Annotated in this window: 18 protein-coding genes; 13 read left to right on the top strand and 5 right to left on the bottom strand. The window is 68.4% G+C overall.

Annotated elements, in window-relative coordinates; genetic code table 11:
* Positions 1–130: 130 nt before the first annotated feature.
* Positions 131–913 carry a transcriptional repressor LexA gene (gene lexA, locus AB0D32_RS10135; RefSeq protein ID WP_357087240.1) on the bottom strand — a complete coding sequence of 261 codons (783 nt, stop codon included), beginning with the start codon at positions 911–913 and terminating at the stop codon, positions 131–133.
* Positions 914–1,481: 568 nt separating this feature from the next.
* On the opposite strand from lexA, the gene nrdR reads away from it, so the two are divergent.
* The 5 genes from nrdR (at position 1,482) to AB0D32_RS10160 (ending at position 6,724) form a co-directional block, all read left to right on the top strand.
* Positions 1,482–1,982 (top strand): transcriptional regulator NrdR, encoded by a 501-nt coding sequence (nrdR, locus tag AB0D32_RS10140; protein ID WP_091096517.1) that lies wholly within the window; start codon positions 1,482–1,484, stop codon positions 1,980–1,982.
* A gap of 67 nt (positions 1,983–2,049) precedes the next feature.
* The gene (locus AB0D32_RS10145) at positions 2,050–4,929 is read left to right on the top strand and encodes a vitamin B12-dependent ribonucleotide reductase (protein WP_357087243.1); all 2,880 of its coding nucleotides are present in this window, start codon (positions 2,050–2,052) and stop codon (positions 4,927–4,929) included.
* 236 nt (positions 4,930–5,165) lie between these two features.
* Complete coding sequence (locus AB0D32_RS10150; protein ID WP_357087245.1) at positions 5,166–5,312, top strand: hypothetical protein; 147 nt, start codon at positions 5,166–5,168, stop codon at positions 5,310–5,312.
* Between the two features lie 81 nt (positions 5,313–5,393).
* The gene (locus tag AB0D32_RS10155) at positions 5,394–5,624 is read left to right on the top strand and encodes a hypothetical protein (protein ID WP_357087247.1); all 231 of its coding nucleotides are present in this window, start codon (positions 5,394–5,396) and stop codon (positions 5,622–5,624) included.
* Between the two features lie 311 nt (positions 5,625–5,935).
* Positions 5,936–6,724: a DUF1883 domain-containing protein gene (locus tag AB0D32_RS10160; protein ID WP_357087250.1), complete on the top strand. Its 789-nt coding sequence runs from the start codon at positions 5,936–5,938 to the stop codon at positions 6,722–6,724.
* Positions 6,725–6,960: 236 nt separating this feature from the next.
* Here the strand turns inward: AB0D32_RS10160 and AB0D32_RS10165 are convergent, their stop codons facing one another.
* Entirely contained in the window at positions 6,961–7,278 is a 318-nt protein-coding gene (locus AB0D32_RS10165) for a TraR/DksA family transcriptional regulator (protein WP_357087252.1), read from the bottom strand.
* A gap of 81 nt (positions 7,279–7,359) precedes the next feature.
* Positions 7,360–7,755, bottom strand: coding sequence for a hypothetical protein (locus AB0D32_RS10170; RefSeq protein WP_357087254.1), 396 nt, complete (start codon positions 7,753–7,755; stop codon positions 7,360–7,362).
* Positions 7,756–7,829: 74 nt separating this feature from the next.
* Here AB0D32_RS10170 and AB0D32_RS10175 point away from each other — a divergent pair, with 74 nt between their 5' ends.
* The gene (locus AB0D32_RS10175; RefSeq protein ID WP_357087256.1) at positions 7,830–8,072 is read left to right on the top strand and encodes a DUF5522 domain-containing protein; all 243 of its coding nucleotides are present in this window, start codon (positions 7,830–7,832) and stop codon (positions 8,070–8,072) included.
* Between the two features lie 55 nt (positions 8,073–8,127).
* Here AB0D32_RS10175 and AB0D32_RS10180 read toward each other — a convergent pair whose 3' ends face one another.
* Positions 8,128–9,519, bottom strand: coding sequence for a PLP-dependent aminotransferase family protein (locus AB0D32_RS10180; protein ID WP_357087259.1), 1,392 nt, complete (start codon positions 9,517–9,519; stop codon positions 8,128–8,130).
* Between the two features lie 375 nt (positions 9,520–9,894).
* On the opposite strand from AB0D32_RS10180, the gene AB0D32_RS10185 reads away from it, so the two are divergent.
* From AB0D32_RS10185 to AB0D32_RS10210, 6 genes are read left to right on the top strand one after another with little or no spacing between them, the layout of a single operon-like run.
* Positions 9,895–11,571 (top strand): ABC transporter family substrate-binding protein, encoded by a 1,677-nt coding sequence (locus AB0D32_RS10185; RefSeq protein ID WP_357087262.1) that lies wholly within the window; start codon positions 9,895–9,897, stop codon positions 11,569–11,571.
* 27 nt (positions 11,572–11,598) lie between these two features.
* Positions 11,599–13,083, top strand: coding sequence for an ABC transporter substrate-binding protein (locus tag AB0D32_RS10190; RefSeq protein WP_357087264.1), 1,485 nt, complete (start codon positions 11,599–11,601; stop codon positions 13,081–13,083).
* Between the two features lie 51 nt (positions 13,084–13,134).
* Entirely contained in the window at positions 13,135–14,121 is a 987-nt protein-coding gene (locus tag AB0D32_RS10195; protein ID WP_357087267.1) for an ABC transporter permease, read from the top strand.
* Positions 14,108–15,865: a dipeptide/oligopeptide/nickel ABC transporter permease/ATP-binding protein gene (locus tag AB0D32_RS10200; RefSeq protein WP_357087269.1), complete on the top strand. Its 1,758-nt coding sequence runs from the start codon at positions 14,108–14,110 to the stop codon at positions 15,863–15,865. The genes AB0D32_RS10195 and AB0D32_RS10200 overlap by 14 nt, the downstream gene beginning before the upstream one ends.
* A complete protein-coding gene (locus tag AB0D32_RS10205) occupies positions 15,862–16,761 on the top strand; it encodes an ATP-binding cassette domain-containing protein (protein ID WP_357087271.1) in 900 nt (299 codons plus the stop codon). The genes AB0D32_RS10200 and AB0D32_RS10205 overlap by 4 nt, the downstream gene beginning before the upstream one ends.
* Before the next feature lie 32 nt (positions 16,762–16,793).
* Positions 16,794–18,275 carry an ABC transporter substrate-binding protein gene (locus tag AB0D32_RS10210; RefSeq protein ID WP_357087275.1) on the top strand — a complete coding sequence of 494 codons (1,482 nt, stop codon included), beginning with the start codon at positions 16,794–16,796 and terminating at the stop codon, positions 18,273–18,275.
* A 28-nt stretch (positions 18,276–18,303) separates the two neighbouring features.
* Here the strand turns inward: AB0D32_RS10210 and AB0D32_RS10215 are convergent, their stop codons facing one another.
* Positions 18,304–18,474, bottom strand: a complete 171-nt coding sequence (locus AB0D32_RS10215; protein ID WP_357087277.1) for a hypothetical protein — start codon at positions 18,472–18,474, stop codon at positions 18,304–18,306.
* 109 nt (positions 18,475–18,583) lie between these two features.
* On the opposite strand from AB0D32_RS10215, the gene AB0D32_RS10220 reads away from it, so the two are divergent.
* Entirely contained in the window at positions 18,584–19,138 is a 555-nt protein-coding gene (locus AB0D32_RS10220; protein WP_357087280.1) for a hypothetical protein, read from the top strand.
* Positions 19,139–19,262 lie beyond the last annotated feature (124 nt).

Below are 19,262 nucleotides of genomic sequence, written 5' to 3' on the forward strand. Positions count from 1 at the left end.
GGGCGAACGGCAGGCGCGAACGGGCGCCGTGGTGGCCGATGGCCGAGCGGAACCTTGTCGACGCGGTGGCAGGCACGCAGGAGCAGTGCCCGGGTGACCGCCGGCGGCGGCCACCCGGTGTGGTGGTGGATCAGATGCGGCGCAGCACCGCGACGACCCGGCCCATGATAGTGGCGTCGTCGCCGGGGATCGGGTCGAAGGCCGGGTTCTGCGGCATGAGCCAGACGTGCCCGTCGCGGCGGCGGTAGGTCTTCACGGTCGCCTCGCCGTCGAGCATGGCGGCGACGATGTCGCCGGCCTCGGCGGTCGGCTGCTGCCGGACGACGACCCAGTCGCCGTCGCAGATCGCCGCGTCGAGCATCGAGTCGCCCTTGACCTGGAGCATGAAGACCTCCCCCTCACCCACCAGCTCGCGGGGGAGAGGGAAGACGTCCTCCACGGCCTGCTCGGCCAGGATGGGGCCGCCGGCCGCGATCCGGCCCAGCATCGGCACGTAGGCCGGGGTGGGGCGCTGCGAGCGGGTCAGCTCGTCGTCGATGTCGGCGGGCGCCCGGACGTCCACGGCGCGCGGCCGGTTGGGGTCGCGCCGCAGGAAGCCCTTCTTCTCCAGCTCCTTGAGCTGGTAGGCGACGCTGGACGGCGAGACCAGACCGACGGCCTCACCGATCTCGCGCACGCTCGGCGGGTAGCCGTGCCGCTCCACCCAGCTGCGGATGAACTCGAGGATCCGTCGTTGCCGGGCGGTGAGATCCACCGTCGCGGGGTCGGGGAAGGCACTGACCACCGGGGTGACCGGGCGTACGGCGGGCTGCCCGGTCCGGCTGCGCGCGGCGCCCCGGCGTCGGGTGGCCGGCGGGCCCGCCTCGGTGATCTGCTGCGGGCTCTTCGGCCGGCTGGCCCGATCCTCGGTCACGTCCGTCCTCCCTGGTCGGCGCTGGGTGCCTTGGCGGCTCGTGGTGCGTGCGATGGTGCGAGGTGGCCGGTGAACGGAGGATTCCGCGCCCGGTTGTTCAAGACCGTATAGGTGAGATCGGTCATTTTCAAACATCTGTACGACCTTGCTCGGCGTGTCGGGGTGAAAATGGCGGCCCGGTCGTACTCGTGTTCTGTTGAATGGTACGTCGGGTCGAACGGGCGTTCGACTTCCGTCCGGTCGTCGGCCGAATCACCACGGCCTGACCGGTAACCCGCGGGGGCGTCGGACGGTTGGTTCTCCGGCGGGCGGTGTCGCCGATCGGCCCCGGATCCCGGTGACGCGCCGGACACGCCGGCCAACTTGACCTCCGATCCGCGGCGGCCTACGGTCAACCCCTAGATGTAGTAGTCACACGGGCGTAAGTCGCCTACAGGTTGGGTTCGACTACCGACCGCACTCCGGCACCGTCGACACGGCGAAGACCATCGACAGATGGCTCCGTCGCGCTGACGCGTGCCCGGGGAGCGGTTCGGCGGGCCCGTGATCGACGAAGGGGGTCGGCCCGATGCGGTGTCCGTACTGCCGGCACGCCGACTCCCGGGTCGTCGACTCGCGCGAGGCCGACGACGGCCAGTTGATCCGCCGGCGACGGTCCTGCCCGGAGTGCGGCAAACGGTTCACCACGGTGGAGGAGGCGGTCCTCGCGGTCGTCAAGCGCAGCGGGGTCACCGAGCCGTTCAGCCGCACGAAGATCATCGGCGGGGTGCGCAAGGCGTGCCAGGGACGGCCCGTGGACGACGACTCGATCGCGCTGCTCGCGCAGAAGGTCGAGGAGACCGTCCGGGCCAAGGGGGCCGCCGAGATCCCCAGCCACGAGGTGGGGCTGGCCATCCTGGGCCCGCTGCGGGACCTGGACGAGGTCGCCTACATGCGGTTCGCCAGCGTGTACCGATCGTTCGACTCGCTCGCCGACTTCGAGCGGGAGATCGAGACGCTGCGGGCCGCCGCGCGCGCCCGGGAGGGCGCCGGGGCCGACGCGGTCGAGGCCGCCGGCCGTACCAGTTGAAGATTCTTTGCAGTTGATGACAGTCGATCGGGCGGCGGGTGGCTGTCCGGACGAGGGGGCGGATGAGATGTCGGGGGACGGTGTGACAACCAGCAGGGCACGGAACAAGGCCGGCGCGGGGATCAAGGTCGAGCGGGTGTGGACGACCGAGGGGGTGCACCCCTATGACGAGGTCACCTGGGAGCGCCGCGACGTCGTCATGACGAACTGGCGGGACGGCTCGATCAACTTCGAGCAGCGCGGGGTCGAGTTCCCGGAGTCGTGGAGCGTCAACGCGGCCAACATCGTGACCACGAAGTACTTCCGGGGCGCCGTGGGCACCCCGGAGCGGGAGTGGTCGCTCCGGCAGTTGATCGACCGGGTGGTCACCACCTACCGCACCGCCGGTGAGGAGTACGGCTACTTCGCCGGCCCGGCCGACGCCGAGATCTTCGCCCACGAGCTGACCTGGATGCTGCTGCACCAGGTGTTCAGCTTCAACTCGCCGGTCTGGTTCAACGTCGGCACGCCCTCGCCGCAGCAGGTCAGCGCCTGCTTCATCCTGGCCGTCGACGACTCGATGGACTCGATCCTGGACTGGTACAAGGAGGAGGGGCTGATCTTCAAGGGTGGCTCCGGCTCCGGCGTCAACCTGTCCCGGATCCGCTCCTCCCGCGAACTGCTCTCCTCCGGCGGCAACGCCTCCGGCCCGGTCAGCTTCATGCGCGGCGCGGACGCCTCCGCCGGCACCATCAAGTCCGGCGGCGCCACCCGGCGCGCGGCGAAGATGGTCATCCTCGACGTGGACCACCCGGACATCCAGGAGTTCGTGGTCACCAAGGCGCGCGAGGAGGACAAGATCCGCGCGCTGCGCGACGCCGGGTTCGACATGGACCTCGGCGGCGCCGACATCGTCAGCGTGCAGTACCAGAACGCCAACAACTCCGTGCGGGTCTCCGACGAGTTCATGACCGCCGTGGAGAACGGCGGCGGCTTCGACCTGCGCGGCCGGCTCGACGGCGCGGTGATCGAGACCATCGACGCCAAGAACCTGTTCCGTACCATCTCCCACGCCGCCTGGGAGTGCGCCGACCCCGGCCTGCAGTACGACGACACCATCAACGACTGGCACACCTGCCCGGAGACCGGGCGGATCACCGCGTCGAACCCGTGCTCGGAGTACCTGCACCTGGACAACTCCTCGTGCAACCTGGCCTCGCTCAACCTGATGAAGTTCCTCCGCGCCGACGGCGGCTTCGAGGTGGAGAAGTTCGTCCGCTCCGTCGAGTTCGTCATCACCGCGATGGACATCTCGATCTGCTTCGCCGACTTCCCGACCGAGAAGATCGGCGAGACCACCCGCGCGTACCGGCAGCTCGGCATCGGCTACGCCAACCTGGGCGCCCTGCTGATGGCCTCCGGCCTGCCCTACGACTCGGAGCAGGGCCGCTCGGTCGCCGCGGCGATCACCTCGCTGATGACCGGCACGGCGTACCGCCGCTCGGCCGAGCTGGCCGGCGTCGTCGGCGCCTACGACGGCTACGCCCGCAACGCCGAGCCGCACAAGCGGGTCATGCGCAAGCACGCCGCCGCCAACGACGAGATCAAGCCGGCGGGCACCGTGGCCACCGCGATCGTCCGCGAGGCGACGAAGCAGTGGACCCAGGGCAACAAGATCGGTGACAAGTTCGGCTGGCGCAACTCGCAGGCCAGCGTCCTCGCCCCGACCGGCACCATCGGCCTGATGATGGACTGCGACACCACCGGCGTCGAGCCGGACCTGGCGCTGGTGAAGTTCAAGAAGCTGGTCGGCGGCGGCTCGATGCAGATCGTCAACCAGACCGTGCCGCGCGCCCTGCGCAGCCTCGGCTACCCCGAGGAGCAGGTCGAGGCGATCGTGGAGCACATCGCCGACCACGGCCACGTGGTCGACGCCCCGGGCCTCAAGCCGGAGCACTACCCGGTCTTCGACTGCGCGATGGGCGAGCGCTCCATCGCCCCGATGGGCCACGTGCGGATGATGGCGGCCGTCCAGCCGTTCATCTCCGGCGCCATCTCCAAGACGGTCAACATGCCGGAGCAGGCGAGCGTCGAGGACGTCGAGAAGATCTACTTCGAGGGCTGGAAGCTCGGCCTCAAGGCGCTGGCGATCTACCGCGACAACTGCAAGGTCGGCCAGCCGCTCTCGGTCGCCAAGCCGAGCAAGGCCGCCGCGAGCACCGAGGCCCCGGCCGAGGTGGAGAAGGTCGTCGAGAAGGTCGTCGAATACCGCCCGGTGCGCAAGCGGCTGCCGAAGAAGCGCCCGTCGCAGACGGTCAGCTTCTCCGTCGGCGGCGCCGAGGGCTACCTCACCGCGTCCTCCTACCCGGACGACGGACTCGGCGAGGTCTTCCTCAAGATGTCGAAGCAGGGCTCGACCCTGGCCGGCGTGATGGACGCCTTCTCGGTGGCCATCTCCATCGGTCTCCAGTACGGCGTCCCGCTGGAGACGTACGTCAGCAAGTTCACCAACATGCGCTTCGAGCCGGCCGGCATGACCGACGACCCGGACGTGCGGATGGCCGCCTCGGTGATGGACTACATCTTCCGTCGCCTGGCGCTGGACTTCCTGCCGTACGAGCGCCGCGCGGAGCTGGGCATCTTCACCGCCAGCGAGCGGGCCGCCCAGCTCCGGGCCGAGGCGGAGGCGGAGGCGAACGGTGCGGACCTCACCGCGATGGCCGCCTCCGCCCCGGTCGAGACGCCGACCGAACCGAAGACCGGGCCGGTCGCCCAGCCGGCGCAGGAGATGGCCGACGTCGTCGCCGCGAAGCCGGCGTCGTCCGTGGGTTCCAGCACCGAGCTGCTGGAGGCCGTGATCGGCAAGGCCGCCGACGCGCCGCTCTGCTTCACCTGCGGTACGAAGATGCGTCCGGCCGGTAGCTGCTACGTCTGCGAGGGCTGCGGCTCCACCAGCGGCTGCAGCTGAAACTGGGCGGAGTTGCATTTGATGCAACGTCGAATTGCTCGATGGTGACGTGGGCTCGGGCTGGCGTTCTGCGATGTTGGTCGTGGGACGCCGACCGGGTCTGAAAGACAGCGACCGCCCGAGCCGGTAGGAGGATCGGGCGGTCGCTGCGGCAGGGACGTGGTGTCCGCTGCGCCTAGGAACCAGCATGACACCACATCTCGGGCCGCAGGACAACTGCGGAGGAGGTGGTGAATATGTCTCGAAACACTCGGCAGACGAGTGCCAAGGCGGCTTCGGCTGCTGCCAGGGTGCTCGGGGACCCGAAGTCGTCGAAGGCGGACAAGACGGCTGCGGCCAGCGCGCTGTCGCAGACGCCGTCGAAGTCCCGCAAGCGCAAGTAGCTTGAGGTGCTGCCCAGGTCCTACCGCCTGGGCAGCACGGCCCAGCCGTAACGCCTTCATCAAGGTTGCATTGGATGCAACGTGACGCAACCGAAGGTGGATTTGCCTGGGGCCGATCTGCGCGTTGCTGAAGCCCTGGTCCTGCTGCTTGCGCTCCCGCTGACCCAGGTGCTCCGCCTACGCAAAGCCGACGTCATGTGCGATCTGGACCACACTCACCTCTTGATCGACGGTCGCCAACTCGCCTACCACCCCGCCTCGCCGACCTGTTCCACCGGCTCCAGACTCACGCCGGTGCCCGATCCACCCTGACTCGAATCGACACGTCTCCGGGCTGGCTGTTTCCCCGGGCAGATCGCGACCCGGCCAGCCCACGCCATCGCCACACGGCTCCAACGCGCCGGCATCAGCACCTTCGCCGGACGCAACGCAGCCCGGCTCGCACTTGCCGCCGAACTTCCCGCCTCGGTCCTGGCTGACCTGACAGGTCTGCACATCACCACCACCGTGCGATGGACGGTCTGGGCCAAACGAGATTGGGCCCAGTTCGTGGCACACGCGGCGACGACAAACTCCAACGAATCCCCACCGGCCCGACGGCCAGGACATCCGGGAAAGGGAGCATGAACTTCCAGCACTACGACCTCGGTCAGCTCAAGCGCGGCGCCACCGTCGTCGTCCAACTTCGTGGGAACGCCGCGAACGTCCGATTGATGGACTCAAGCAACTTCTCCAGCTACAAGAACGGCCGTGCGCATCGCTACGCCGGAGGCCTCGTCACCAAGTCGCCCGTCCGGCTTCCCATCCCTCGCGACGGCCGCTGGCACGTGACGATCGACATGGCGGGCCTGCGCGGATCGGTGCGGACCACCGTGAACGTCGAGCCGCCGCCGCTTCCGAGACTGCGCGGCAGCAGCACGACCGCCCCGCTAACCCAGATCCGCCACGAAGCACCACCTTCCCTCAGCACCGACGACTCCCGGGTCTGGGACGTCTTCATCTCGCATGCCAGCGAGGACAAACCGGCCGTCGTCACTCCACTCGCCGAGCACCTGCGAGAACTGGGCGTGTCCGTCTGGCTCGACGCGTTCGAACTGCGCATTGGCGACAGTCTCCGCCGCAAGATCGATGCCGGCTTGGCCCGCAGCCGATTCGGCATCGTGGTGCTGTCCCGGTCCTTCTTTCGGAAAGGCTGGCCCCAGTACGAACTCGACGGCCTCATCACCATGCAGGTCTCCGGCAAACAGAGCCTGCTTCCCATCTGGCACGAGATCACCAAGGACGAGGTTGTGAACCAGAGCCCATCCCTCGCAGACAAGATCGCCCGCAGCACTGCTCAGTACACGATCGAGGAGATCGCCACCGAGATCGCCGACGTCGTCCGCCCTGACCTCGACACGGGCGCAGCCTGAGGAATACCGGACGCTGCGAATAGGTGTCTTCCGCCAGTACGTACGGGTGGTACGGGGTGGGCCGGCAGGTAGCTGCCGGTCCACCTCGCTGTCTGACGGGCTTCTGTGCCCGGCGCCGCCACCCGAACCTGTGGCGTCCGCAGTGACGTCCACCCCTGCCGCCGGTGGCGCCGAACTGTCAGTCGGCGACAACGGGTGGGCTGCCGCGCCGGGTGGGGCGCGGCAGCCTGCGTACGTCAGTGCTGCTTCTGCTGGCAGGGCACGCAGAAGCGGGCGTGGGGCAGCACCTCCAGGCGCTCCCGGGGGATCGGCGCGGTGCACCGCTCGCAGACGCCGTAGCGGCCCTCGGCGAGACGCCGCAGCGCCCCGCTGATCTGGTCGATGCTCTGCCGGGTGGCGGCGATCAGCGCGCTCTGGGTGTGCGCCTCGCCCGGGTCGCCGGTGTCGGCCGTCAGCTGCGTGAGCCGGACGGTCTGCGTCTCGAAGTCGTTCGTCAGTGTCGTACGCAGGTCATCGAGCCACTTCTGCTCGTTCGACTGGGTGGGCGTGGTCATGTCGTAGCTCCTTGGAAAAAGAAAAAGGGCCGAAGCTGGATAGCTTCGCCCTGGTGGCCGTTTGCAAGAGTTGCAACCGGCTCACGGAGGGCTACGTCCGGCGGGGCTCGGCAGTCCAGAGGCGGCCGAACCGGCGTACGACGGTGCGACCGCGGATCGCACCACCCGGGTCGCCACGGTCACCCGCAGGGCACACCGGCAGGCAGCAGCGGGCGCCGCCGTCACCACGACGGCGGTGCTCTTCTGCTGACCGACCGAACACATGCAGCCACCATAGGCCGGGCGGAACGGAAAACCAACGTGCTTCTGCGCCATCGGGGGCGGGTCGGTGCCCGGGGTCACCCCGCCGCCGCGGGGGCGTACGGGAGCCGATGGCCGCCGCCGGTAGTCGGTGCGCTGGTGGCGGAGCATGACGACGCCGTTGCCGAGGACCCGGGTGCCGGCCAGCCGCAGCGCGTGCCGGTCTACGTCCCGCATTCTGGGAGACCCGTACCGCCGCCGCCGGTTATCCGACCCGGGCGGGCCGCCGGACGCGGCTCTAGACTGCGCCGGTGACCGGAGAGCGACGACCGCTGGCGGACCGGCCGCTGACCGAGCCGCACCGGTCCCGGCTGCCGCCGGAGCACCCGGACCGGGCGCCGATCCTGGCCGCGCACACCGCCGCCCTGGCCGCCGGTGAGGCCGGCTACCTCGACCCGGCCACCGGTCTCTTCGTGCTCAGCGCGGGTTTCCTGGCCCGGCGCGGCACCTGCTGCGGTCGCGGCTGCCGGCACTGCCCGTACGTCGACGACTGAGATTTCCTGGTCGATCATTTCGATATCGGGTGGTTGGGTATCGCCAACCCGGTATTCATCGGTGGATCGGGACTGCGGAGGCCTCGCCAACCTTCGCGGGTATCTGACACGCCTCGGCGATCGATCGGGCTGTGGCTTCCATGCCACTGCCCAGTGCGGCGCCGTTGATGTGCACGTGTTGCTGCCGGCCCGGTTCCGCTTCGAAGAAGCTGCCGGGGTGTACGACGATTCCGTTTCGGCTGAGTCGTGTGCAGACCGAGTGCTCGTCGGGAACGGGCAGCCAGATGTGCGGTCCGTCAGTCGTTTCAAGGTCGAACCCATGGCTGGCGAGGGCCTGGCAGAAGGCGGCGTGTCGCCGTCTGCACTCGATGACGAACTCGCTCGTGTGGCGTCTCGCTCTGTCGTCGGTCAATTGGAATGCCAGCGCGAGTTGGAGGATCCGACTGACCCATCGGGATGAGTAGGTGAGCCGCATCCACATCATTTCGATGTATTCCGGGCCGCCGCCGACCACGGCGACGCGTAGGTCGGCGCCGAAAAAGAAGTTGTAGCTCTGCATGTGGACGACCCGGCTCGGCAGATGGTTCGCCAGGGATCGCTGTCGGGACCGCATCAGCGGGGTCAGGGACAGCTCGAAGATCGGAAACGACTCGTCGCGGAGCAGCGCCGCGGCGGCCTCGACCCAGTTGTCGTCCACGGTCCGGCCCGAGGGGGCGCTCCCGTTCGGCTGGTAGATCATCGCGGCCGGCTTGCTGATCAGCGCCACCCGCAACTGGTCCAGGTCGGGGCCGTCCGGCCGGAACTGGACGGGGACGGCGGTGGCGCCGATGGACTCCAGGATGTCGAGCACCCGGGCCTGGCTGGGCGACTCGATGATCACCCGGTCACCGGGACGAGCCACCGAGGTGAGCGCCAGTTCGAGGGCGTCTACGAGGCCGTGGGTGGCAAGGAAGTGGTTGGTCTCGGACGGCCAGTGCGGCCGGACGGATGCCGCCAGTTCGGGCGTGATGGGATCGGCGAAGGTGTTGTGCAGGGTGCGGCTGCTGAGCGCGTACTCCAGAGCCGGGGCCAGATCCGGGGGCGTCAGGTTGTCGCTGCGCAGGTTTCCCAGATCGACCGGCATCGTCGACGAGGTGCGGACCATGCTGTCGAACCGTCGGGCCCGCGGGGGTTGCGGTGGCCCCAGGACGAAGGTGCCTCCCCGACGCCGGGTCTCGATCACGTACCGCAGGCTGAGGGTCTTCCATGCCTGCGCCACGGCCGATCGGCTCATCCCCAACTGGGTCGCCAGATCCCGCACTGTGGGCAGCTGGGACTGCGCCGGCAGTTCGCCCGAGGCGATCATGTCGATGATCGCGCGAGCCAGCGCGTTGGTCGTACGCAGCGTGAGCCGCGACTGGATGAGCCGCAGGCATTCCTCGCTGTCCAGCGGCGCCGGTGGTGTCACGGTTTGCGTCCTCTGATGGTGGTATGCGCCAAAAGCGATTCGGGCGAAAAGGCATGGCGGTGCTGACTGTAGCGCCTCAGCTGGGGGTCGAACCGGAGCGGACCGCTCGCCCGATGTGAGCCCTTCTGGCGGCAGCGGTGGGTCGGAGCCCGCCGATGAGGGCGTCGTCGCTGGTCAGGCGGCCACCCTACTAATATGTCCATGGACATATCCGTGTTGACCAGAACATAACCCGAACCTAGCTTCTTGTGCGTTGACCTCGCACTTCGAGGTCCCCAGCCTGCGGAGTCCAGCCACCCTGGCAGCCGCCGCCTGAGTCGCGCCGCATTCGGCGAAAGCCGCATACCACTCATTCAGCTCAGAGGACGTGTGCCAGTGAAAACCCCTCGACGCCTCGTGGCCGTTGTCGCGCTTGCCGCGCTCGCCGGGATGGCCGGCTGCACGAAGATCGCCGACGACAAGCCGAACGCCTCGACCTCGTCGACCGAGGTGACAGCCGGCGGGACGCTGACCATCGCCGCCGCCAGCGCTCCCGTGGACTGGAACCCGCTGTCCGCCGCCGGTGACACCACCGGCCAGCGCCAACAGCAGTGGCCGTTCTATCCCCACCCGTTCCTGACCAACCCGGACACCAGCGTGGTGCTCAACAAGGCACTCCTGGAATCGGCCGAGGTGGTCAGCACCGACCCGATGAAGGTCGAATACAAGATCCAGCCGAAGGCCGTCTGGTCCGATGACACGCCCATCACCGGCAAGGACTTCGAGTACACGCAGGCCGTGCAGGACCCGAAGAAGTGCGCCGAGTGCAAGGCCGCCTTCACCGAGGGCTACTCGCTGATCACGTCCGTCGACACCAGTGCGGACGGCAAGACGGTCACGATGACCTACTCGCAGCCGTTCGCCCAGTGGCAGGCGCTGTTCAACTACATCCTGCCGGCGCACGTGGCCGCTTCGTACGGGGACCTGGCGACCTCTTTCAACGACGGTTTCGGCAAGAACGTGCCGAAGTTCTCGGGCGGCCCGTACCTGGTGAAGGAATACCAGGACGGCGTCTCGATGACGATGGTCAAGAACCCCAAGTGGTACGGCGACCCGGCGCACCTGGACACCATCAACACCCGCTACATCGCCGGTCAGGGCGCACAGATCACCGCGCTGCAGAACGGTGAGGTCGACCTCGCGTACCAGAACCCCACGGTCGACACCGTCAACCAGGTGAAGGCCATGAACAACATGACCGTCCTGCTCGGTTCGACGCTCACCTACTTCCACCTCGGCATGAAGACCACCGGCGACGTGATGAGCGACCCGGCGCTACGCAAGGCCATCTCCACCGGGCTCAACCTCGAGGACATGCGCAAGCGCACCGTGGGCCAGTTCGCCCCGGACCAGCCGACCTCGAAGAGCAGTGTGTACGTGCCCGGACAGAAGGTGGGTGGCATCCCCGCCTACCGCGAGAACACCGATGAGCTCAACATCGGAAAGGGCGACACGAAGGCCGCCATCGAGATCCTCGAAAAGGCCGGATACAAGCTCACCGACGGCAAGCTGATCCTCCCGGACGGGAAGCCGCTGCGTGACCTGAAGATGCTGACCCTGTCCACCGACGTCCTTCGCATGGAACTCGCGCAGATCACCCAGTCGCAGCTCAAGCCGCTGGGCATCACCGTGACCATCGACGCGGCCGACGGCGCCCGCTACTCTCCCGCGCTGCGGACGGGCAGCTTCGACATCATGGCCACCGGCACCGCACTCGACCTGGGCTCGCTCTCCCTCCAGCAGTGGTACGGCACCAAGGCCGCCCGCTCGTTCGGTTACTCGTCGCCGGAGGCGGATCGACTCTTCGCGGCAGCCGCGACGGAGTTGGACCCGCAGAAGCAGATCGATCTGATGAACGAGATCGACCGGACGCTCCTTTCCGACGGTGTGGTGCTGCCGCTGTTCGCCAACCCGCAGATGGCCGCGTACCCCAACAAGTTCGGCAACATCTTCATCAATCCCAGCAAGTACGGAACCACGATGAATGTCGAGCAGTGGGGACTACGTAAGTAGTTCTCCGCTCCGCGAGAGAGGAACCGGATGACGATCGACTTTGTGGTGGCGACCCCACACGATGCGATTGAATTCAACGACGTCTACCGCAACACCACCGCAAGCGCCGGCTACATCGCCTGCAACAACATCTACAACCGGGTCGTGCTGAACGAGTGGTACGACATCAACCCGTTCCCCGATCTGGCGACGCACTGGGAGCAGTTGGACGGGTCGCGCCGGTGGCGCTTCCACCTCAACAAGGCGGCCCGGTGGCAGGACGGCACGCCGCTGACCGCGCACGACGTCGTCTACACCCACCTGCACGCCAAGAAGATGGGCTACACCGGCGGGCGGTTCATGAAGGACGTCGAGACGATCGTGGCGGTCAATGACCACACCGTCGACTACCACCTGCACACCGCCAACGCCGGATTCCTCGTCCTGCTGGGCAACTTCATCTTCACCCACATCCTGCCCCGGCACCTGTACGAGGGAACGGACTGGGCCACGAACCCGCACAACCTCAAGCCGGTGGGCTCCGGTCCGTTCCGGCTGGCGGAGTGGATTCCGGGCGAGCACGTCATCATGGAAGCGGTCAAGAACCACTGGGGCCCGCAGCCGGAGATCGACCGGCTGATCCTGAAGATCGTCCCGGACCGCGACGAGTGCGTCCGGATGGTCGCCCGGGGTGAGGCGCACTACTTCCCGCAGGACACCCTGACCAAGGACCGGCTGCACCTGCTCGACGGGGCCACGGCCAACATCGAGCTGCTGAAGGACCCGGGGCCGGGCATGGCGCTGCTGGACTTCAACCACGGCCGCGAGATCTGGCAGGACAAGCGGGTACGGGAAGCGGTCGCCCACGCGGTGAACCGGGCGGAGATCGCCGAACTGGGCGACCCCGGAGTGTCCCAGGCCTGGGACCACTACCTGCTCGGTTCGGTGGAGTGGTCGTTCAACCCGGACGCCAAGGCGCCGGCCCACGACGCGGAACGCGCGCGGGCACTGCTGGACGAGGCGGGCATGAAGGCCGACGCCTCCGGCGTACGGGCCCGGTTGTCGCTGTTCTACATGGACAGCTTCCACGGCCACAAGCCGTTGGCGGAGCTGATCACCCGGCAGTTGGGCGCGATCGGCTTCGAGGTCACCTTCGAGGGCCTGTCGTCGGTGGACTGGGCCCACCGGATCGGCCGCGAGCACGACTTCGACCTGATCATCGTCGGTGGCTCGATGGCGCCGGACCCGGAGATCACGGCCCCGAAGTACTCCACCGGTGGCGAGAACAACATGGCCCAGCACCGCAACCCCGACGTGGACGCCGCCTACCTGGCCGCGCGCACCGCGGGCACGCTCGCCGAGCGCGGTGAGCACTACCGGCGGCTTCAGGAGATCTGGGCCCGGGACACCGAGTGGGTGCCGCTGTTCTGGTACGGCACCTACTTCGCCCGGAGCCGGGACTTCTTCGGCTGGTCCGACCAGGTCGGCTACTCGGTGCCGTGGTGGCACTGGGGCAGAATCCGCGCCGTCTAGGGACACGGTACCCAACATGCAGATCTTCCCGAGGGAAGGAGGAGCGAAGCCATGCTTCGGCTGATCCTTAGACGGCTCGCCAGTGCCGTCCTGGTACTGCTGCTCGCCTCCGTCGTGATCTTCACTGTGATCTCGGTCTCGGGAGATCCGTTGGCTGAGCTCCGGGACCGGCAGCCGCCGGTCCCGGAGTCGGTGATCACCGCTGAGGAAGAGCGCCTGGGGCTGAACGACCCCCTCCCCGTGCGCTACCTGAACTGGCTCGGCGGGGTGGTCACCGGTGACTTCGGCCCGTCGACCATCGCGACCCGGGACATCGGGGCCGAGCTGGGCACCCGGGTCGGCGTCACGCTGCGGCTCGTGGTGCTGGCCATCGTGCTCGCGCTCGTCCTCTCCCTGATCGCCGGCACGGTCTCGGCACTGCACCAACGCCGTTGGCCGGACCTGGTCCTGACCCCCACCGCGTTCGTGCTTCTCGCGCTGCCCTCGTTCTGGCTGGCCGTGCTGTTCAAGCAGTGGGCGATCGGGCTGAACGAGATGACCGGCTATCAGCTCTTCTACACGGTGGGTGCGGTCTCCGTGCCGCAACCGGAGGCGATAGGCGCCCGGATCGCGGACATCGCCGGGCACCTGGTCCTACCGACGCTGGTGCTGGCCCTGGTCCACTTCGCGACCTGGAGCCGCTACCAGCGTGCGGCGGTCGCCGAGGGACTGGCCGGTGACCACGTCCGGTTCGCCGTGCTCAAGGGCCTCAGCCGGGGACGGATCGTCAGGTCGTACGTGGTCCGCCCCGCGCTCATCCCGATCGTGACCATCGTGGCGTTGGACCTTCCGGTCGTCTTCTCCGGAGCGGTGATCACCGAGACGGTCTTCCAGTGGCGTGGAATGGGCGGCTTCCTGCTGGAGTCGATCGCGATCCGCGACACCAACGCCGTACTCGCGTGGTTGCTCATCGCCGCCACCGCCGTGGTCGTATTCAACCTGATCGCCGACATCCTGTACGGCCTTGTGGATCCTCGGGTGCGCTATGCAAAGTCCTGAGCTGACCAACGATCTCGCGCCGACGGCCGGGACCTCGAAGATGGCCGTCACCTTCCGACGGTTCGTCCGGCACAAGGTGGGCATGGGGGCGCTCGCTGTCCTGCTCATCGTCATCCTGGTGGCGATCATCGTGCCGCCGCTGTGGCCCTACGACCACACCGACATCACCCCCGAACTGTCGCAGTCCCCGTCCCTGCGCCACCCGATGGGCACGGACACCCTGGGCCGTGACCTGTTCGCGCTGGTGTTGCGGGGCATGCAGCAGTCGCTGCTCATCGCGGGGTTGGTCACGATCATCGCCTGCGTCATCGGCGTCGTCATGGGTGTCGCGGCCGGCTACTTCGGTCGGTTCGTCGACGCCGCCGTGATGCGCACGGTCGACCTCGTGCTCACCCTGCCCACCATCGCGCTCGCCGCGTTCCTGGGCTCGCTCGTCGCGGGCAAGGGAGTCTCCTGGCTCGGCCTGGCCATGGTCCTCGGCGCGCTGATGTGGACGTCGGTGGCCCGCCTCGTCCGAGGTGTCGTGCTGGGGATGCGAGAGTTGGCCTTCGTCGACGCGGCCCGGGTGATGGGGGCGAGCCCGCTCCGCATCATGTTCCGACACCTGGTGCCCAACGCGTCGGACCACATCGTGGTGTCGGGCACGCTCATGTTCGGCGTGGCCATCCTCGCCGAGAGCAGCCTGTCCTTCCTCGGGTTCGGGGTGCAGCCCCCGGACACCTCCCTGGGTCTGCTCGTGGCCAACGCGCAGTCGGCGGTGCTGACCCGCCCGTGGCTGTTCTACTTCCCGGGTCTGCTGATCATCACGATCGTGCTGGCGGTCAACTACGTCGGGGAGGGGTTGCGGGACGCCTTCAACCCGAAGTCCTCGCCCACCAACCCGCTGGCGACACCTCGCCGGCTGCGCAGGCGCAGGCCACAGCCGGTGTCCGGCGATCCGGATCCGTCGCGGAAGCCGCTGCTCAGGGTCTCGGACCTCTCCGTACGGTTCGGCGAACACGTCGCGGTGGACGCCGTCAGCCTGGAGGTCGAGCCGGGTGAGGTGGTGGCCCTCGTCGGTGAGTCCGGGTCCGGAAAGTCGCTCACCGCGCTGTCCCTGGTGGGGCTGCTGCCCAGTAACGCGGTGGGCAGCGGGTCGATCAACTTCGACGGTGCCGAGCTCAGCGGCCTGAGCTTCGCGCAGTGGCGCGAGTACCGGGGCCGGCGGATCGCGATGATCCTCCAGGACCCGTCGACCACCCTCAACCCGGTGCTCACCATCGGCGCCCAGTTCGCGGACTCGATGGCACTGGCCGGCACGGTCAACCGGGCCGAGGCGCGACGGCGCGCGATCGAACTCATGGAGAGCGTGGCCATCAAGGACGCGGAGGCTCGGCTCGACCAGTATCCGCACCAGCTTTCCGGCGGCATGCGGCAGCGGATCGCGATCGCGTTGGCCATGGTGCACGATCCGGATCTCATCATCGCCGACGAGCCCACCACCGCCCTGGACGTCACCGTGCAGGCCCAGGTGATGGCGACGTTGGCGCTGGCCCGGGAACGCACCGGCGCGGCGATGCTCTTCATCACCCACGACCTGGCTCTCGTCGCCGGCATCGCGGACCGCGTCGCCGTGATGTACCAGGGCGAGATCGTCGAACAGCGGGACGTCTTCGCCATCTTCGACAACCCGGAGTCGGACTACACCAGGAAGCTGCTGTCGTTGGCACCCCGGATCACCAGTCAGGCGGTGGAGAGGCAATGAGCACGAAGACGCCCGCCGGCGAGTCCGCCGAACTGTTGCGGGTCACGGACCTGGTGAAGCACTTCCGAGCCCCCCGAGCGGCCCGGCGGCGCGGGCAGGCCATCGTGCACGCCCTCTGCTCCGCCTCGTTCTCGGTCGGTCCGGCGGAGACCCTCGGCATCGTCGGGGAATCGGGGTCGGGCAAGACCACGCTGCTGCGGACCATCCTCGGGTTGCAGCAGCCGACCTCGGGTCAGGTGCTGTTCCTGGGTCAGGACGTCTCCCAGCGCAAGGGTGCCACCGCCCGCGCGCTCCAGCAGGAGATCTCGGTGGTGTTCCAGGACCCGTACACCTCGTTGGATCCTCGGATGACGGTGGCGGACCTGCTCGCGGAGCCGATGCGGATCCACCGGCTGCCGGTGGACAGCCGACGGGCCCGGACGCTCCTCGACCAGGTACGCCTGCCCGTCGCCAGCCTGCGGAAGTTCCCGCACGAGTTCTCCGGCGGCCAGCGCCAGCGCATCGCCATCGCCCGCGCACTGGCCCTGAACCCGAAGCTGATCGTGCTGGACGAGCCGGTGTCGGCGCTGGACGTGTCGGTCCAGGCCGAGGTGTTGAGCCTGCTCAAGGAGTTGCAGCGGGAACGGCAGGTCTCCTACCTGTTCGTGGCCCACGACCTTGCGGTGGTCGCCGACATCTCCCACCGCGTGGGGGTGATGTACGGCGGTCAACTGGTCGAACTCGGCCCGACCGCACAGGTGATCGGCGAGCCGGCCCACCCGTACACCCGGGAACTCCTGGCCGCGGTGCCGGTCCCGGACCCGCGGATCGAACGGGCCAAGCCGCGGATGCTGCAACGCCGATGGCCGACGGAAACCGACGGCCTGCCGCCGTGCCCGCACGGCGATGCCCTGTAGCCGTCACCGAACAACAGAACAGAGAGGCACGCATGTCCGTAGATTTCGTGGTGGCTACTCCGCATGACGCGGTGGAGTTCAATGACGTGTACCGGAACGTGACAGGCAGCGCCGGCTATCTGGCTTGCAACAACATCTACAACCGCGTCGTACTGAACGAGTGGTACGAGGTGAACCCGTTCCCGGATCTGGCGACGCACTGGGAGCAGTTGGACGGGTCGCGCCGGTGGCGCTTCCACCTCAACAAGGCCGCCCGGTGGCAGGACGGCATGCCGCTGACCGCGCACGACGTCGTCTACACCCACCTGCACGCCAAGAAGATGGGCTACCAGGGTGGGATGTTCCTGCGGGACGTGGAAACGATCGTCGCGGTCAACGACCACACCGTCGACTACCACCTGCACACCCCGAACGCCGGATTCCTCGTACTCCTGGGGAACTTCATCTTCGCGCACATCCTGCCCCGGCACCTGTACGAGGGAACGGACTGGGCGACGAACCCGCACAACCTGAACCCGGTGGGTTCGGGCCCGTTCCGACTGGCCGAGTGGATTCCGGGCGAGCACATCATCCTGGAGGCGGTGAAGAACCACTGGGGTCCGCAGCCGGAGATCGACCGGATCATCCTGAAGATCGTCCCGGACCGCGACGAGTGCGCCCGGATGATCGCTCGCGGCGAGGCCCACTTCGCGCCCCAGGACACGGTCACCCGGGACCGGCTGGGCCTGGTGGAGGGCGTGCCGGGGATCGAGGTCCTCAAGCGGCGCGGTCCCGGCATGGCGTTGCTGGACTTCAACCACGGTCGCGAGCTGTGGCAGGACCAGCGGGTACGGGAGGCCATCGCGCACGCGGTGAACCGGGACGAGATCGCCGAACTGGGCGACCCCGGGGTGTCCCAGGCCTGGGACCACTACCTGATCGGCTCCTCGTGGGCGTTCAATCCCGACGCCAAGGCGCCCCATTTCGACCCGGAGCGGGCCCGCACGTTGCTGGACGAGGCGGGTGTCACCGCAGACTCGTCGGGTGTCCGGGGTCGGCTGTCCATGTTCTACATGGACACGTTCCACGGTCACAAGCCGATCGCTGAGATGATCAGCCGCCAGTTGGGTGCGGTCGGGTTCGAGACGACCTTCGCCGGTCTGTCCTCGGTGGACTGGTCGCGCCAGGTCCGTGACCAGCACGACTTCGACCTGATCATCGTCGGCGGCTCGATGGCGCCGGACCCGGAGATCACGGCGACGAAGTACTCCTCCGGCGGGCAGAACAACATGTGCATGCACCGCAACGCCGACGTGGACGCCGCCTACCTGGCCGCGCGCAACGCCGCGACCCGCGCCGAGCGCCGTGAGCACTACCGGGAGCTCCAGAAGGTGTGGGCGCGCGACACCGAATGGGTGCCGTTGTTCTGGTACGGCACGTACTACCCGCGCAGCGAGAAGTTCTTCGGCTGGGCCGACCAGCTCGGCTTCTCCATCCCCTGGTGGCACTGGGGCCGGATGCGTCCGGTCGCCTGATCCCTCACGCGGTCCCGGCTCCCGGCGGTCACGACTGCCGGGAGCCGGGACCGTGCTCAGTTCGTGGACACCAGCGGGTGTGCACGCAGGTGAGCCGGTTGGCGGCGAGCCGGCCGAGGCTGGTGGTCACGCGAACGACCTGGTTGCCGACCCGCTGGCTGTCCATGGCGTACACCTCACGGCGGAGCCGGAAGACCACGGCCGCGCCTCCGCGCCGGTCCTCGCCCTGTTCGGACTCCGGTCTTCACAAGTGGCTCCGGCGGGCCGTACGGTGTCCGGCGGGCAGGTCGGGGTGAGGCAGCGGAGGAATGATCGTGCGCGGGCGGATCGTGGGCGTCGGGGTGGCCGCACTGCTGGCGGCGGGCTGCGGCGCGGAGGCCGAGCCGGTGGCGGTGCCGCCACCGGCGCCGGTGGCGGCCGACGTGGTGGCGGCCTCGTCCGGCGGGGCGTGCCGGCTGCTGGACTTCGGCGTCATCGAGCAGCACGCGGGCGTCCGCTTCGACGTCGCCGCGGCCAGCGAGACGGGCGACAGCCACACCTGCGTGGTACGCGCCGGGCAGGCCGCCCTGCCGGAGCTGACGCTGACGGTCACCGAGACCTCGATCGACGCGGCCACGTTCACCGCCGAGGTGGTGCCGGGGAAGGCGGCCAAGGTCTCCGGGCTCGGCCAGAGGGCGTATCGGCGGACCGCCTCGGCCAAGGGTGCCCTCGGCCCGGTCGCAGAGGTGGGCTGGCTGGCAACCGAGGGCCGCCTGGCCACCCTGCGCTATGCCACCCCCCAGGACACCGACACCGCCGACGCCGAGAACCTGACGGAAGCCCTCATCACCCTGGCCAAGCAACTCGACACCCGCGCGATCTGACCCTGTCTCCCCGCCTTCACCCCTGGCTGCCCGCGATCTTGCACTTTCGGCCCCCGAGCTGCCCGTCATGTCGGACGTGCCCGGGCACAAAGTGCAAGATCGCCGAGCTGAGCCGCGGCGAGCG

Source organism: Micromonospora sp. NPDC048170 (assembly GCF_040652795.1).
Taxonomy (GTDB): domain Bacteria; phylum Actinomycetota; class Actinomycetes; order Mycobacteriales; family Micromonosporaceae; genus Micromonospora.